Source organism: Peptostreptococcus sp. MV1 (assembly GCF_000758885.1).
In the GTDB taxonomy this organism is placed as follows: domain Bacteria; phylum Bacillota; class Clostridia; order Peptostreptococcales; family Peptostreptococcaceae; genus Peptostreptococcus.
Map to the genome: position 1 here is coordinate 16,797 of NZ_JRNB01000057.1, position 16,642 is coordinate 33,438.

Consider the following 16,642-nt stretch of genomic DNA (forward strand, 5'->3'; position numbering starts at 1 on the left):
AAGTTTACTTAGGCCATTAGTATATATATGGATGGTAAGCAATAGCTTTCACTATCTGACAAAATGAAATGAAGGTGACTATAATGAGTAAGAAAATATTAGTAGTAGGTATGGCTAGGTCAGGGCTTGCAGCAGTCAAGTACCTGTCAAACAAGGGCTATGGTGTAGTCGTAAATGATTCTAAGCCAGAAGCTGACCTAGGTCAGGTCTTGGATGAATTAAAATCATATGAAAATTTAGAGTATATTCTAGGGAAAAATCCAGGCAAGGAAATCCTAAAGGATGTAGATATGGCAGTTGTTTCTCCGGGAGTTCCACTGGAACTTGACTTCTTGCTTGAGCTAAGAAGTATGGGCAAGGAAGTTATAAGCGAAGTTGAGCTAGCCTACAGGGAGGCTCAGTCAAAAAATATCAAGTTCTTGGGTATAACTGGTACAAATGGAAAGACTACAACTACTTCGATAGCTGGTGAGATATGCAAGGAAGCCGGTCTAGAAACATATGTAGTTGGAAATATTGGTAATCCAGCCATCAGTGCAGTAGAAGTTGCTAATCCAGGGGCAGTTTTGGTTATAGAGTTGTCTAGCTTCCAGTTAGAGGCGGTCTATGATTTCAGACCTCAAGTTTCTACAGTACTTAACCTGACTGAAGACCATATGAACAGACATCATACTATGGAAAACTATGCCAAGGCCAAGGCTAATATATTTGCAAAACAGACACCGGACATGGTATGTGTATTAAACTATGATGACCAGATAACTAGGGATATGGGCAAGGATTGTCAGGCTAGACCAGTCTATTTTTCAAGGCAGGCTAGACCAAAAGGCGGTATTTACCTTGATGACAAGCAGAATATCATAGCAGTCAAGGATGGCCAGGAGATAGAGATAGTAAACGCAGCTGACCTGAGTTTACCAGGTGGACATAACCTTGAAAACTGTATGGCTGCAATTGGTCTTTGTCTACACTTTGGTATTGATAAGAATGTAATCAAGAAGGTATTGACTAGCTTCAAGGCCGTTGAGCATAGGTTGGAATATGTAAACACAGTAAATGGAGTGGTATATGTAAATGACTCAAAGGGTACCAATCCGGACTCTACCATAAAGGCAGTCCAGTCTTACAAGACTCCTATAATCCTGATTGCAGGTGGCTATGACAAGGGTAGTGACTTTACAGAACTATTTGATATAGCTGTGGATTATGTAAGGACGGCCCTAGTGATAGGTCAGACTGCTGACCTAATCGCCGATACTGCGTCCAAGGCAGGTATCAAGGAAATATACAAACTTGATAGCTTAAAAGAAGCAGTTATAAAGGCTAGCCAAATAGCGGATGAAGCTGATGTAGTCCTATTGTCTCCGGCTTGTGCTAGTTGGGGCATGTACAAGAACTACGAAGAGAGAGGAAGAGAGTTTAAGGATATAGTCAATAATATGTTATAAATAGAAGGGGAATACAATGAAAGTTATATTGTCAGGTGGTGGAACTGGAGGTCATGTATATCCAGCCATTGCAATTGCCAACAAAATAAAGGAACATAATCCGGATGCAGAGATACTCTTTGTGGGGACTAGGGCAGGTATAGAATCTGAAATAGTTCCAAAATATGGATATGATATAGAATTTATAGATGTACAGGGATTTAAGAGAAAGATAGACCTAGATAATGTAAAGAGGTTATTAAAGTTTCTCAAGTCCCTAGGTGACTCAAAGAAGATAATTAAAAAATTTAAGCCAGACCTAGTCATAGGTACGGGAGGATATGTCAGTGGTTCAGTAGTCTTAAAGGCCAGCAAGATGGGGATAAGTTCATGTATACATGAACAGAATTCTTTCCCAGGAATGACCAACAAGATGCTATCTAAAAATGTCGACCTAGTTATGACTAGCTTTGAAGATTCGCACAAGAGGTTTCCGGACCAGGCCAAAGACAAGCTGTTTTTTACAGGAAATCCAGTTAGGGATGATATATTAAAGGCCGACAAGATGGAATCAAGGAGAATCTTGGGTCTTACTGAAGATGAAAAGATGCTTCTTGTAGCAGGTGGTAGTGGTGGATCTGAGGAGATAAATGACGCCCTAAAAAAGGTAATGCCAAAGTTGGTTGAAGATAGAATTGCCTTTACAATAGCAACAGGAAGAGCCTACTATGACAAGTTTATGAAGGACTATGGTTATCTAAAATATGGACCAAACCAGAAAATACTTCCTTATCTTGACGACATGGCCAATAACCTAGCAGCTGCAGACCTAGTTATTGGTTCTGCCGGAGCCATATCTATGGCAGAAATGACAGCTATAGGAGTACCAGCCATAATAATACCTAAGGCCTATACAGCAGAGAACCACCAAGAATACAATGCCAAAAGTCTTGAAAGAGCTGGTGGAGCCGTATGTATAACTGAAAAGGAATTGAATGAAGATTCACTTTATGAAAATATATTCGACCTCTTATACGATCAAGATAGGTTAGATGATATGAGTAAGGCTAGTAGGGCTTTTGGCAAGAGGGATGCTATAGAACTAATCTATGAGTGTATATCAAAATTTTTGTAAATTCATTTAGATAAATTGTAAAAAAAGTCAAAAATATGTTGCATAAGTAGGACAATTTGAGATATTATATAATAGATAGAATGTTATTTATTTTAAATAATAGAAGCTGTGTTTTGAATATTATTTATGAATATAATTTATGGATACAATTACAGATTATTTAATGATATTAAACTATGTTGTGAATGGGGGTTTATAAATGTTAAACTTTGTTGAAGAACAAATCGGAGCTGCCAATATTAAGGTAATAGGTGTAGGTGGCGGTGGAAACAATGCCATAAACGTCATGATTAATTCAGGCGTTAGGGGTGTTGAATTTATTTCACTAAATACAGACAAGCAGGCCTTAGAGGCTTCAAAGGCTGAACATGTCCTACAGATAGGTGAAAAACTAACTAAAGGTTTGGGCGCAGGTGCAAACCCAGAAAAAGGAAAGAAGGCTGCAGAAGAATCAGCAGATGAGATAGCTAAGGCAATAGAAGGTGCTGATATGGTATTCGTAACTGCTGGTATGGGCGGTGGAACAGGTACAGGTGCTGCTCCAGTTGTCGCTAAGATTGCCAAGGAAGCAGGTGCACTTACAGTTGCTGTAGTAACTAAGCCTTTCTCATTTGAAGGAAGGGTAAGGATGAACAAGGCTGAAGAAGGTATAATCGAGTTAAAGAAGAATGTAGATACTTTGATAACTATACCTAATGACAAGATTCTTCAGATAATTGAAAAGAGAACAAGTATAACAGATGCCCTTTCAAAGGCGGATGATATATTAAAGCAGGGTATCCAGTCTATATCTGGCCTAATATCAGAGGCTGCCCTAATCAACCTAGACTTTGCCGATGTTGAAGCAGTGATGAAGGACCAGGGTCTAGCTCATATGGGTATGGGTATGGCTTCAGGTGAAGACAGGGCCATAGCAGCAGCAAGACAGGCTATCGAATCTCCTTTACTAGAGACTACTATAGATGGAGCAAAGGGCGTCTTGATAAATGTTACAGGTGGAACAGACCTAGGTCTATTAGAAGTTAGTGAAGCAACTGATATAATCAGACAAAAGTGCGATCCAGATGCTATGATTATATTTGGTGCTGCTACTAGAGAAGATTTCGGTGATGAGATTGTAATTACAGTAGTTGCTACAGGTCTTCAGGATAATTCTGACGACTTGTTTACTCCACAGTTGAGAAGAAGCACTGCTACACCAGTTACACCAAAATATAATGAGATACCAAGAGTTACTGAAACTCAAAAGGTTGAAAATATCAAGCCAGCTGAAGAAGCTTTTTCAAATAGCTTTGATGATACAGTAACAGCTAGCGATGATGATATGGTTATTCCTACTTTTTTAAGAAGAAAGAAATAAATAAATCAATAGAAAATTAGGTATGACTCAGCTTTTGTCTGAGTCATATTTTTATAAGGGGGATATAGAATGATTTGTCCATATTGTGAATATAAAGAATCCAAGGTTCTGGATTCTAGGCATATAGATTCTTCTTCTATAAGGAGGAGGAGAGAGTGTGAAAGGTGCAAGAAAAGATTTACAACTTATGAAAAAATAGAACTGATTCCAGTTATGGTAATAAAGAAGGATGGCAGGAGAGAATCCTTTGACAGGGATAAAATAAAATATGGCCTAATTAGGTCATGTGAAAAGCTACCTGTGTCTGTCGCCAAGATAGACGAATTGGTAGATTCTATAGAGGCTGAAATCAACAAGATGTTTGTCAATGAAATAGAAACTACCAAAATAGGTGAGATGGTCATGGACAGACTAAAGGATGTAGATGAAGTTGCCTACGTTAGGTTTGCATCTGTATATAGGCAGTTCAAAGACTTGAATACATTTGTGAATGAGTTGGAATCTATTTTAAAAGAAAAAAAGGATGAGAAGTAGTGAAGATATTGGTAATTGACGACGAAGAACATATACTAGAATTACTAAAATTTAATCTAGAATTATCGGGTTTTGATGTGTATGTATCAACGGATGCTAGTCAAACTCAAGACTTGATTAAAAATCAAAATCCAGATCTTTTACTCTTGGACTGGATGTTACCAAAGATCAGTGGTATAGATATACTTAAGAAGATTAGGTCAGATGAGGCTACCTACGATCTACCTGTAATCATGCTGACAGCTAAGAATATGGAAGATGACAAGATTCAGGGTTTGAACGTAGGTGCGGATGATTATATAACCAAACCTTTTAGCATAAAGGAGCTCATGGCAAGAATAAATACTGTGCTTAGAAGGTACAGGCTGAGTGATAAATCTCAAACTATAATAGAAGTTGGAAACATAGTATTAAATACCGACCAACATAAGGTTACTGTAGATAGTGAAGATATAGATCTAACTCGTAAGGAGTTTGAACTTCTAAAGCTCCTTATGGAAAATAGGGGCAAGGTCCTGAAAAGAGACTATCTATTAGAAAAGATATGGGGCTATGAATTCTATGGTGAGACTAGGACTGTGGATGTACATATCAGGCATCTCAGGAAAAAACTGGGACTTGATGAAAATAGTGAGAATGGCATAGATACAATAAGGGGTCTTGGTTACAAAATGATATAATAGAGCTAAGGGTAGTAAACAAAGTTTATTATCCTTAATTTTTGGAGGTTATTATGGATAGGGTCATGTATATTTTGGTAGTTGCTATGCTTCTTTCTTGGCTGATACTAATTCTGCATTGGAGATATGTACAGGGATTTAGAAGTTTCATAAAAGATATGAAGAGGGTGTCTTGTAGGATTAAGCAGATGGATTTTTCTGTAAGGCTAAAAAAAAGTAATAGTGCTGAGCTTATGGGATTCGTCAATAATTTTAATTCAATGTTATCCTCTCTAGACAAGTCTTTTGATGATATAGCCAATAAAAATAGGCAGCTAGATGCGATAATAAAATCTGTATCGAATGGTATAATTGTAATTGACATAAACAACAGGGTATACCTAATTAATTCTGTAGCTAGGGACTATATAAATTGTCAATCAAGTGGAAAGTTAGAGGGCTTGCCAATTTCTAGCATTGTAAAGAATGATCAGTTATTAGACTTTATAGTATACAATGCAGGTATGAATACTAGCATATCAAAAGAAATAAAATGTGTAAGCGGAAGGACTTTTAAAGTCAAGATAGACCCTGTAAAAATGCACCTTAAGAAGGACTTGGTAATATCATCTGTCATAAATATAGAAGATATCAGTGAAAGGATTAGGCTAGAGAATATTAGGAGGGATTTTGCGGCTAATGTAAGTCACGAATTGAAGACACCCTTGACGTCTATACAGGGTTTTATTGAAACTCTGAAGGCTAATGATGAAAGTATAGATCCCGCCACTAGAAAGAGGTTTTTAGATATAATTGACAATGAGTCATCTAGACTTAGAATATTAATAAATGATATATTGATGTTATCCTCAATTGAAGGAGATATTGTCTTGTCTATAGAAAGGGTTGATTTGAGAAAAGAAAATCAAAAGATCTTGGATCTTTTTCAGGATAAAATGGCAAGAAAACAAGTGGACATATCTTTTGAATATAATGGAGTAGAGTCAATTCAGACACATAGAGAATATTACAAGGAGCTGATGATAAACCTAATATCCAACGCCATAAAATACAACAGACCAGGTGGTTATGTAAAGGTTAGTTTTATTGATGATGACGATAACTATAGTATTTGGGTGGAAGATAATGGCATTGGAATTGGTGAAGAGGAGCAGGAAAGAATTTTTGAAAGATTTTACAGGGTTACAAAGTCTAGGAATAAAGAAATTGATGGTACAGGTCTAGGCCTGGCTATAGTAAAGCATATAATATTATCTCTTGGGGGTGATATTGAAGTAGAATCATATCTTGGAAGGGGAACAAAGTTCAAAATAAGCCTACCTAAAAAGCAATAATTTGCCCAATAGATTAATTTTACTGTAAATTTCAAGCAAAATCAGTTATAATGATTAGATGGCTGTGATAGAATAATAATTGTATACTAGGTAATATGAATATAAAACGACTAGTAGATAGGATGATATTTAATGAAAAATAAAATAATAGTTGAGAAGAAAAGGAAGTGATATTTTGAATAGTGATAATAGACCGATAGTGGCTGTAGTTGGAAGGCCAAATGTAGGTAAGTCTACAATATTTAACAAATTGACAGGAACAAAGACATCTATAGTTGAAGATACGCCAGGCGTTACGAGAGACAGGATATTTGGTGAGGTAGAATGGTTAAACAAGTATTTCACAATAATAGATACAGGTGGTATAGAACCAGAGAGTGATGATGTAATCCTATCTCAGATGAGAAATCAGGCTATGCTAGCAGTAGATATGGCCCATGTAATACTATTTGTAGTTGATGGCAAGAATGGATTGACTGCTGCTGACAAGGAAGTAGCTGATATACTTAGGAGGACAAAAAAACCAGTCCTACTAGTGGTAAATAAGATAGATGCCAAGAGCCAGTTTGATAATATATACGATTTTTATGAGTTGGGCTTGGGCAACCCTATAGCGATTTCTGGAGCCAATAGTATGGGTCTAGGTGACCTATTAGATGAGGTTGTTGAAAACTTCCCAGAAGGTATGAATACAGAATATGATGAAGATGTAATTAGGGTAGCTATAACAGGTAAACCAAATGCCGGCAAGTCTTCTATATTAAATAATATACTAGGTGAGGAGAGGGTGATAGTATCTCCAATAGCTGGTACAACTAGGGATGCAATTGATACATACTTTGAAAAGGGCGACAACAAGTTCCTACTTATAGATACTGCTGGTATCAGGAGAAGGAGTAAGGTATATGAAAATGTAGAGCGCTTTTCAGTTATTAGGTCCATGAGTGCCGTAGATAGGGCAGATGTAGTCCTAATAGTTATAGATGCTACTGAAGGTGTTACTGAGCAGGATACCAAGATAGCCGGTATAGCCCATGATGAAGGTAAGGCCTGTATATTTGTAGTAAACAAGTGGGACTTAATAGAAAAGGATAACAAGACAATGGGCAACTTCAGGATGAGCGTTAGAGAAAAGTTCCCATTTATGACATATGCGCCAATACTTTTTGTATCTGCAGTTAGCAACCAGAGGATAGGTAAGATATTGGAGACAGTGGTTCAGGTATCAGCTGAGCAGAATAAGAGGGTTACTACTTCAGTCTTGAACCAGGTAATAGGAGAGGCTGTAATGCTTAACCAACCGCCATCTGACAAGGGTAGAAGATTAAAAATATACTACGGAACTCAGACTGGTGTCAAACCTCCTACATTCAATCTATTTATAAATGACAAAGAATTGACTCATTTCTCATACACTAGATACCTTGAAAATAGGTTGAGAGAAAATTTTGGATTTGAAGGAACGTCAATAAAGATAGAATATAGTCAGAAAAAGAAGAAATAAGGGGGCTTTATTATGTTTGTGTATTTATTAGTAGTTGTGATTTCTTATTTTATGGGTACTATTTCTTGTGCTTATCTAATAAGTAACTACATTTTTTCATCAGATATAAGGCAACATGGATCTAAAAACCCTGGTACAACTAATATGATGAGGACTTTCGGAAAAAAGGCAGGGGTCCTTACTCTTATAGGTGATTATCTAAAGGGCACTCTAGCTGTTTTGATATCAATATTTTTGGCAAAAAAAATGGGGGCAGATCCGGACTTGGCCAAATATATATCTGCATTAGCTGCAGTATGTGGTCATAATTGGTCTGTGTTTATGAAGTTCAAGGGAGGCAAGGGTGTAGCTACTAGTTACGGAACTATGTTGGCTATATCACCTCTGATGACCATAGCCAGTATGATATTTTATATCATAATCCTACTAGTAACTAGGTATGTTTCTATAGCTTCCATGCTGGGAGTATGCTTATTCCCAATACTGATGTTAATTACAAAGGATATGTCGGGTTTATGGTTGGGAATTTTGTTTTCTGTATCTGTAATATATAAGCATAGGGGAAATATCCACAAACTCTTGAATGGAACTGAAAATAGGTTTGGAGCTAAGGCTAGATAGCCAAGAGTGTAAACCTAGATTTATTACTTTATTTGCATACCTATTTTTAGAGGGGTGCATGATTGTAGGGAGGTAGACTATGAGTAAAGTTTGCGTGTTGGGAGCAGGTAGTTGGGGTACAGCGCTTGCATCGGTTTTGGATGAAAATGGACATGAGGTTGTGATTTGGGCTAGGAGACAGGACCAGGTCGATGAAATAAATAAGGAAAATACGAATGAAAAATACCTACCAGGTGTAAGTCTAAGTAAGAGCCTAAGAGCATCAAGCAATATAGATGAGGCGATTAATGGTGCAGAGTTTATAGTTTTAGGTGTGCCGTCCCAACAGATAAGGGCTGTATGCAAGAGCATATCCAATAAAATAAACCCTGGACAGGTTTTAGTAAATGTGGCAAAGGGTATAGAAAAGTCTACTAGTAGTAGGATTTCTCAAGTATGTTATCAGGAGTTGCCGGATAATCCATACTGCGTCCTATCTGGTCCATCACATGCTGAAGAGGTATCTAGAAAGATGCCAACGGCGCTAGTTGTTGCTTCAGAGTCAATTGAGATATCTCAAATGGTACAAGACTTGTTTATGAGTGAGTATTTGAGAGTATATACAAACACTGATATGATAGGGGTTGAACTCGGAGGTACTACAAAAAATATAATAGCCTTTGGGGCAGGAATCTTAGATGGTATAGGCTTTGGCGATAATTCAAAGGCTGCCCTGATGACTAGGGGTATAGCTGAAATATCTAGGTTTGGAGTTGCTCTTGGTGCTGATATATCGACTTTCTCTGGCCTATCAGGCATAGGCGACTTGATTGTTACCTGTACAAGTATGCATTCTAGAAACAGGAGGGCAGGTATACTAATAGGTCAAGGCCACAGTCTTGAAGAAACTCAAGAAAAGATACAAATGGTGGTTGAAGGTATTACAGCTACTGAGGCTGTATATAAGGTTGCTAAGAAGATTGGTGTAGAGATGCCTATCACTGAATGTATTTACAGGGTGGTTGAAGGGCAAATAGATCCGAAGACAGCTGTCAACGAGTTGATGACTCGAAATAAAAAACACGAAAATGAATCGATTTTTAAATTATAGATTAATAAAAGTATACAAATATAGGCTATAATATGCTATAATAAAATATATATGTGTATTCTTAATTGATTAGGAGTAGGTGAGGTAATGAGCGATATTTCAGTTAGAATAGACCAAGTTAGGTCTAAAATACTAGATGCATCAAAAAAAGTGAATAGGAATCCAGAAGAGATATTGCTTCTTGGTGTTACAAAAACAGTTGATGTGGATGTGATGGAGGAAGCTCTTAAATGTGGAATTACAGATGTTGGAGAGAATAAACCTCAGGAGTTGCAGCGTAAGTATGGACTAATAGGAAATAGAGCTAGATGGCACCAGATTGGTACGCTTCAAACTAACAAGGTCAAGTATATAATTGACAAGGTCGACTTGATACATTCCTTGGACAGGATGGCCCTGGCAGAGGAAATAAACAAGAGGGCTGAAAAAATAGATAGGAATATCGACTGTCTAGTACAGGTTAATATATCTAAGGAAGAGACAAAGCACGGTATATTTATTGAGGATTTAGAAAATTTTATAAGAGAATGTGCTAGAAGATTTGAAAGAATAAATATTGTTGGATTGATGACCATGGCACCTGATTCTGATGATGAGGATGAAGTGAGGTCAGTTTTTAGACAATTAAGGGAAGTGTCCGATTATATAAGGGATCTGTCTATAGATGGTGTAGTAATGAAGGACTTGTCAATGGGGATGAGTGGAGACTACCAGATTGCTATAGAAGAAGGTTCAACAATTGTGAGAGTTGGAACATCTATATTTGGAAAAAGAAATTATAATATTTAAAATAAAGACACGCTGTTTAGGAGGTATAATATGGCTGGTATTAAAGATAAAATGGGTAAGTTAAAGAACTGGATGATTGTCGATGGTGACAATGCGAATGATGAGTACGATGCATATGATGAATATGAAGATGACACATACGAAGACGATGCATATGATGAATATGAAGCAGAAGAAGAGGAAGAGGCTTCGTATAATAACCCACTAGGCTCTAGAATGGACTATCAGGCTCACAATCAGATGAAGGTTATAATTGTTGAGCCTAAGGTTTATGATGATGCTGCTACTATAGCAGACCACTTGAGATTAAGAAAGACTGTAATAGTAAACTTGGAAGCATTGACTCAACAGAATATAAAGAAGTCTATTTTTGATTTTATGAATGGTGCTGTTTATGTACTTGATGGAAGTATCCAGCGTGTTTCAAGGTCAATATTTATACTAGCTCCTAAGAATGTAGATGTAGATGCTAGTATAAAAAAGGAATTAGAGAGTAAGGCAATCTTTCCTTGGCAGAATAAGTAGGTAGGTGTCTATATGGAAGTTTTAAAAATTGCTTTGGTGCGTCTGATTGATATTATAGTTTGGTTTATTATAGCAAAATCTATAATGTCTTGGTTTCCAGGAGCCCAAGATAGCAAGCTGTATGCTCTTTTAGATGACTTAACAGAACCAGTTGAAGCACCGATGAGGAAGCTTACGAGCAGGTTTAATACAGGTCCTCTTGATATGTCACCTATGTTGGCCATAATATTTTTATGGATTATTAGTAGGTTGATTTATACTTTTCTGTAGTAGGATAATAATATGGACAAGCTAAAAGTAAGGAGTCATATCAAGGATGATGACTTGAAGATAAAAATGTATAAAGTGGTTGATATATGCAATAGCGTTTCAAAAAATTATGGTGTTAGGAATACGGACTTCCTCAATCCCTATGAAATAAGGAATGCTATTTCTTTTGATGAGGTCTTGGTAATGTCCAAGAAGAATAAGTTGAGAGTTAGAATTAATAAATTTGTATAGGAAGTGATAAAATGATAACACCAGAACTTATAGAGAGTAAAGAATTTAAAAAAGGATTTAGAGGTTATAATGAAGAAGAGGTAGATGTATTTCTAGATACAGTGAGAGTAGACTATGAAGCAGTTATCAAGGAAAATGAATCTCTAAAGGAAAAACTAGAAATGTACAAGGATCAGGTTGGCAAGTACTCTAGCATCGAGGAAACATTAAAGGAAACCTTGATTACTGCCCAGAGTGCGGCTGAAGATACTACTAGTTCAGCAAACAAGAAGGCTAGGATTATAGTTCAGGAAGCTGAGCTACAGGCCAAGCAGATGATTGATAGGGCCAACAATAAGGTTGTAGAAATAAGAAATGAGTACGAAGCCTTAGTGAAGGAGTTCAAGGTCTTCAGGATAAAGTTTAAGTCGCTATTAGAGGATGAAATGCAGAATGTCGATCAAATATTCAGTGGCATTGACAACGAAAAGGATGACTTTAACCAGCAAGTAAGTGGACCTGTGGATTTGGATATTACTGGCACTATGAGGATGGCTGTATTAGAGGATGTTCAGGAAGAAGAAGATCACACAGTTAGCATAGAAAATATTGAGGCAGATCTTGAAAGCCAGGAATCAAATGATGATTTAGGCGGTTCTCCAGAAGATATATTTAAAATAAAGTAATTTTCTGACAATTCATAAAAAAACTATTGACTATTGCCAGTCTATGCAATATAATCAATAACATAGAATTTAAAGATAGCTATGACGAAGAGAGTAGTCCATGATTTCTTTTAAGCGAGTCGGGTATGGTGTGAGCCGATATATGAATGACTGGGTGAAAATCACTTCTGAGCTGGATACTGAAAGGTTTGACCGATTAAGTTGACCGGGTGGTTCCGATATAGACCGAGAGTGTCTGGGTTTTACCCAGGAACTAGGGTGGTAACGCGATTTGGCTCGTCCCTTGATTGATCAAGGAGACGGGTTTTTTTATTCGTAAAAACTTACAAATGATATAGAAAGGGGAAATTAATATGGATAATAAAACAGTATTTAAAAAACTGCATGAGGGTTCAGTAGCCCAGGCAGAAGAGCTAACATTAAAACGTTGGCAGGAAGACAAGATACTAGAAAGGGTACTTGAAAAGGGTAAAAATGACCCAACATATATATTCTTCGAGGGTCCTCCAACAGCCAATGGTAATCCTGGTATCCACCACGTTATATCTAGAACTTTGAAGGACTGGGTATGTCGTTACAAGACTATGAGTGGCTACAAGGTTCCTAGAAAAGCTGGTTGGGATACTCATGGTCTACCAGTTGAACTACAGGTAGAAAAGGAGTTGGGCCTATCAGACAAGAAGGCTATAGAAGAATATGGAATAGAAAAATTCTGTCAGAAGTGTAGGGATTCTGTCTTTACATATGAAAAGGAATGGAGAAAGATGTCTGAAAGAATGGCATATTCAATAGACCTAGACGATCCATATATCACTCTTGACAACAACTACATAGAATCACTATGGTGGATCCTTGACAAGTTTAACAAGGAAGGCCTTCTATACGAAGGACACAAGATACTACCATACTGTCCTAGATGTGGAACAGGTCTCGCATCACATGAGGTTGCCCAGGGATACAAGGAGATCAAGTCAAATACACTTGTAGCAAAGTTCAAGAAGAAGGCTACAGAAAACGAGTACTTCCTTGCATGGACGACTACTCCATGGACACTACCATCAAATGTAGCCCTAACTGTGAATCCAGATGTGGACTATGTAAAGGTCCAGGTAGATAATGAAATATATTACCTAGCTGAGCCACTACTAGAAAAGCACCTAGGCGACAAGGAATATAGCCTAATAGAGACTATGAAGGGTAAGGAACTTGAATACCAGGAGTATGAACAGTTGATGCCATTTGTAGATGTTGAAGGCAAGGCATTCTTTGTGACTTGTGCAGACTATGTAACTACAACAGACGGTACTGGTATTGTACATTCAGCACCAGCCTTTGGTGAAGATGACTACAATATGGGTAGGGCCTATGGTTTAGCCTTTGTTCAGCCGGTTGATGGAGAAGGTAAGTTTACTGCTACTCCTTGGAAGGGCAAATTTGTAATGGAAGAAGGCCTAGATGTAGAAATAATCAAGTGGCTAGCAGCTGAGAATAAGCTATTCTCAAAACTAAAGGTAGAGCACAACTACCCACACTGTTGGAGATGTGGTACTCCACTTGTATACTATGCTAACCCTGGTTGGTATATAGAAATGACTAAGCTAAAGGACAAGCTGATTGAAAACAACAATGGCGTAAATTGGTTCCCAGAATTCGTCGGAGAAGGAAGATTTGGCAACTGGCTAGAAGAACTAAAGGACTGGGCTATTTCAAGAACTAGGTATTGGGGAACTCCATTACCAGTTTGGAAGTGTGACTGTGGTTGCAAGACTACTGTAGGTTCAAGAGAAGAATTAGCCAAGTTGGCTATAGAGGATGTAGATCCAAATACTATAGAACTACATAGGCCATACATAGACGAGGTTCACCTAAAGTGTCCTGATTGTGGCAAGCCAATGACAAGAGTATCAGAGGTTATAGACTGCTGGTTTGACTCAGGATCTATGCCTTTTGCCCAGTGGCATTACCCATTTGAAAACAAGGAAAACTTCGACAATCTCTTCCCAGCGGACTATATCTGTGAAGGAATAGACCAGACTAGAGGTTGGTTTTACTCACTGCTTGCTGTATCTACATTCGTGACTGGAAAGGCTCCATACAAGAATGTCCTAGTAACAGACCTAGTATTAGACAAGAACGGCAAGAAGATGTCAAAGTCAAAGGGTAACACAATCAATCCATTTGAAATGTTTGACAAGTATGGGGCAGATGCCTTGAGGTGGTATCTATTGTATGTATCAGCTCCATGGACTCCACTTAGGTTTGATGAAGATGGTTTGAAGGAAATTATGTCAAAGTTTATAGGTACTCTTAAGAATACTTACAACTTCTTTACCCTATATGCCAATACTGATGGACTAGATCCAAAAGACTTCTTTGTTGAGTACAAGGATAGACCTGAATTAGACAGATGGATCCTATCTAAGTTCAACAACCTAAAGAAGGAAATAGAAGAAAACTTAGAAATATTCGAGGTAAACAAGTCTATAAGAAGGATGACAGAATTCTTAAATGACGACCTATCTAACTGGTATATAAGAAGGTCTAGAAGAAGATTCTGGGGAACTGAATTGACAGAGGACAAGAAGTCTGTCTACAATACTACATATGAGGTATTGAGAGACTTCTGTAAGATGATAGCCCCATTCTCACCATACCTATCAGAGGAAATGTACAGGAACCTAACAGGTGAATACTCCGTTCATTGTGCAGATTACCCTAGGTGTGATGCTAGCCTAGTAGACCTAGCCCTAGAAGAAAAGATGGACTTGACAAGAGACCTTGTCACTCTAGGTAGAGCAGCTAGAGAAAATGCAAAGATAAAGGTAAGACAGCCGATAGCAGAAGTCCTAGTGGATGGTAAGTATGAGGCTATTCTAGGAGATCTTGTTGATATAATCAGGGAAGAATTAAACGTAAAGAAGGTTAAATTTGCCAAGGAATTGGGAGAATTTATGAACTTTAACCTAAAGCCAAACTTCAAGGTATTGGGTCCAGTTCTTGGTAAGAACGTAAATACATTTGGTAAGGTCTTGGCTGGCATGGACTCTCATGAAGTGGTTGCCAAGGTTGAGGCTGGTGAAAAGATAAGTGTAGATGTAGCAGGTAACAACTTTGAATTTGGCAAGGATGATATTTTAATCAATATAGATTCAAAGCCAGGCTTCAATGTTTCAATGGAAAACAACCTATTTGTTATACTAGAGACTACACTTAGCCCAGAACTAATCAGCGAAGGATTTGCTAGAGAATTTGTATCAAAGGTACAGCAGTTGAGAAAGTCTAGTGGTTTTGAAGTCTTGGATAATATCAAGATATACTTTGATGGAGACGAGGATATAGCCAAGGCTGTTGCTGAATTTGATGACTATATCAAGACTGAAACCCTAGCTATAGATATAGTTAAGGTTGAAGATTATAGCCTTGAAAAGCAGAACCTAAATGATCATGAAACTGGAATAAAGGTTGAAAGAGTTTAATAAAGATATTTAATAAGTTAGTTTGCTAGGCTCTTTTTATAAGAGTCTAGCAGGCATTTTAGGAAAAGAGAATGGAAATATGTTTAAGGATAAAGTCGATAAGATAATTGCTAGTGATGATAGTGAATTAAGAAAGCTACAGTTGGTAATACTGGAAATAATGAAGGTTATAGACCAGATATGCCGAGAAAATGATATAGACTATTGGGTAGACGCAGGTACCTTATTAGGAGCTAGAAGGCATGGTGGCTTTATACCATGGGATGATGACTGTGATATATGTATGATGAGGAGGGACTATAACAAGTTTATCCAAGTAGTCAAAGACCAGCTACCAGATGGACTCGTATATGAAAATAAAGACTGCAAAGATTGGTCCCAAAAAGAGGTTGACCTACAGCCTTCATTTATAAAAATATTCTATTTGGGTCATTTTTCAGGATTTGAAAGGGCTTCAGGCCTACCATGCCACGGTACCTTTGTAGATGTATTCCCTATGGACCCTATGAATGAAAAATTGATAGATTCCAGGATGGGTAGGTTTATGCACAAGTTATCGTTTTTTAGGAAGTCAAAGCCAACAAAGTTGAGAGACCATGTAAAGATATTCCTACAGAACTCTGGTCTAGAGGAGAGGTGGATAGCCAAGTGTGCTAGACTAGAAGAAAATGGAGATGCACCATATGTAGTATATGGTATGGATACTCCTTTTATGATGAGGGAATTTATGAAAAAAAAGGAATATATATTCCCCTTGACCTCTATAGATTTTGAAGGTTATGAGTTTAAGGCTCCGAATAATATTCATGCCTACTTAGAAGACCTATATGGTGACTACATGAAAATACCACCAGAAGAGGAAAGGGTGCCCCATATTTTAGACCTAAAGGTATAGGTTAAATAGTATTTCCTAAACAAACTCAATTTTTATATAAAATATTAATACGTACCTTTAGTCACTTGGAAAAAGATAAGGTTCTTTGTCAACTAGCGTTGATGAA

The 16,642-nt window shown here is 37.4% G+C and carries 16 protein-coding genes and 1 other annotated feature; all 16 genes read left to right on the top strand.

The window, feature by feature from the left end; all coding sequences use genetic code 11:
• Nucleotides 1–83: 83 nt before the first annotated feature.
• The 16 genes from murD (at nucleotide 84) to HMPREF1639_RS04320 (ending at nucleotide 16,536) form a co-directional block, all read left to right on the top strand.
• On the top strand, nucleotides 84–1,448 hold the full coding sequence (gene murD, locus HMPREF1639_RS04245) for a UDP-N-acetylmuramoyl-L-alanine--D-glutamate ligase (RefSeq protein ID WP_036763668.1): 1,365 nt from the start codon (nucleotides 84–86) through the stop codon (nucleotides 1,446–1,448).
• Nucleotides 1,449–1,464: 16 nt separating this feature from the next.
• Nucleotides 1,465–2,562 carry an undecaprenyldiphospho-muramoylpentapeptide beta-N-acetylglucosaminyltransferase gene (gene murG, locus HMPREF1639_RS04250; RefSeq protein WP_036763669.1) on the top strand — a complete coding sequence of 366 codons (1,098 nt, stop codon included), beginning with the start codon at nucleotides 1,465–1,467 and terminating at the stop codon, nucleotides 2,560–2,562.
• A 199-nt stretch (nucleotides 2,563–2,761) separates the two neighbouring features.
• Nucleotides 2,762–3,922 (top strand): cell division protein FtsZ, encoded by a 1,161-nt coding sequence (gene ftsZ, locus HMPREF1639_RS04255; RefSeq protein ID WP_036763670.1) that lies wholly within the window; start codon nucleotides 2,762–2,764, stop codon nucleotides 3,920–3,922.
• A gap of 69 nt (nucleotides 3,923–3,991) precedes the next feature.
• Nucleotides 3,992–4,456 (top strand): transcriptional regulator NrdR, encoded by a 465-nt coding sequence (gene nrdR / locus HMPREF1639_RS04260; RefSeq protein WP_036763672.1) that lies wholly within the window; start codon nucleotides 3,992–3,994, stop codon nucleotides 4,454–4,456.
• A complete protein-coding gene (locus HMPREF1639_RS04265; protein WP_036763674.1) occupies nucleotides 4,456–5,136 on the top strand; it encodes a response regulator in 681 nt (226 codons plus the stop codon). Before nrdR ends, HMPREF1639_RS04265 begins: the two co-directional genes overlap by 1 nt.
• A 53-nt stretch (nucleotides 5,137–5,189) precedes the next feature.
• Entirely contained in the window at nucleotides 5,190–6,470 is a 1,281-nt protein-coding gene (locus tag HMPREF1639_RS04270) for a sensor histidine kinase (RefSeq protein WP_036763675.1), read from the top strand.
• 175 nt (nucleotides 6,471–6,645) lie between these two features.
• Entirely contained in the window at nucleotides 6,646–7,974 is a 1,329-nt protein-coding gene (gene der, locus HMPREF1639_RS04275; protein ID WP_036763676.1) for a ribosome biogenesis GTPase Der, read from the top strand.
• 12 nt (nucleotides 7,975–7,986) lie between these two features.
• Nucleotides 7,987–8,595: a glycerol-3-phosphate 1-O-acyltransferase PlsY gene (gene plsY, locus HMPREF1639_RS04280; protein ID WP_036763677.1), complete on the top strand. Its 609-nt coding sequence runs from the start codon at nucleotides 7,987–7,989 to the stop codon at nucleotides 8,593–8,595.
• Nucleotides 8,596–8,674: 79 nt separating this feature from the next.
• Entirely contained in the window at nucleotides 8,675–9,685 is a 1,011-nt protein-coding gene (locus tag HMPREF1639_RS04285; RefSeq protein WP_036763679.1) for an NAD(P)H-dependent glycerol-3-phosphate dehydrogenase, read from the top strand.
• Nucleotides 9,686–9,772: 87 nt separating this feature from the next.
• Nucleotides 9,773–10,474 (top strand): YggS family pyridoxal phosphate-dependent enzyme, encoded by a 702-nt coding sequence (locus tag HMPREF1639_RS04290; RefSeq protein ID WP_036763681.1) that lies wholly within the window; start codon nucleotides 9,773–9,775, stop codon nucleotides 10,472–10,474.
• Between the two features lie 30 nt (nucleotides 10,475–10,504).
• On the top strand, nucleotides 10,505–10,999 hold the full coding sequence (locus tag HMPREF1639_RS04295) for a cell division protein SepF (protein ID WP_036763682.1): 495 nt from the start codon (nucleotides 10,505–10,507) through the stop codon (nucleotides 10,997–10,999).
• Nucleotides 11,000–11,011: 12 nt separating this feature from the next.
• Entirely contained in the window at nucleotides 11,012–11,269 is a 258-nt protein-coding gene (locus tag HMPREF1639_RS04300; RefSeq protein ID WP_036763684.1) for a YggT family protein, read from the top strand.
• A 12-nt stretch (nucleotides 11,270–11,281) separates the two neighbouring features.
• A complete protein-coding gene (locus HMPREF1639_RS04305; protein ID WP_036763686.1) occupies nucleotides 11,282–11,500 on the top strand; it encodes a hypothetical protein in 219 nt (72 codons plus the stop codon).
• An 11-nt stretch (nucleotides 11,501–11,511) separates the two neighbouring features.
• Nucleotides 11,512–12,165: a DivIVA domain-containing protein gene (locus HMPREF1639_RS04310; RefSeq protein WP_036763688.1), complete on the top strand. Its 654-nt coding sequence runs from the start codon at nucleotides 11,512–11,514 to the stop codon at nucleotides 12,163–12,165.
• A gap of 72 nt (nucleotides 12,166–12,237) precedes the next feature.
• Nucleotides 12,238–12,452 (top strand) — a binding site (T-box leader).
• A gap of 66 nt (nucleotides 12,453–12,518) precedes the next feature.
• Entirely contained in the window at nucleotides 12,519–15,641 is a 3,123-nt protein-coding gene (gene ileS, locus HMPREF1639_RS04315; protein ID WP_036763689.1) for an isoleucine--tRNA ligase, read from the top strand.
• A 79-nt stretch (nucleotides 15,642–15,720) separates the two neighbouring features.
• Nucleotides 15,721–16,536, top strand: coding sequence for a LicD family protein (locus HMPREF1639_RS04320; protein ID WP_036763691.1), 816 nt, complete (start codon nucleotides 15,721–15,723; stop codon nucleotides 16,534–16,536).
• The last annotated feature ends 106 nt before the right edge of the window (nucleotides 16,537–16,642 follow it).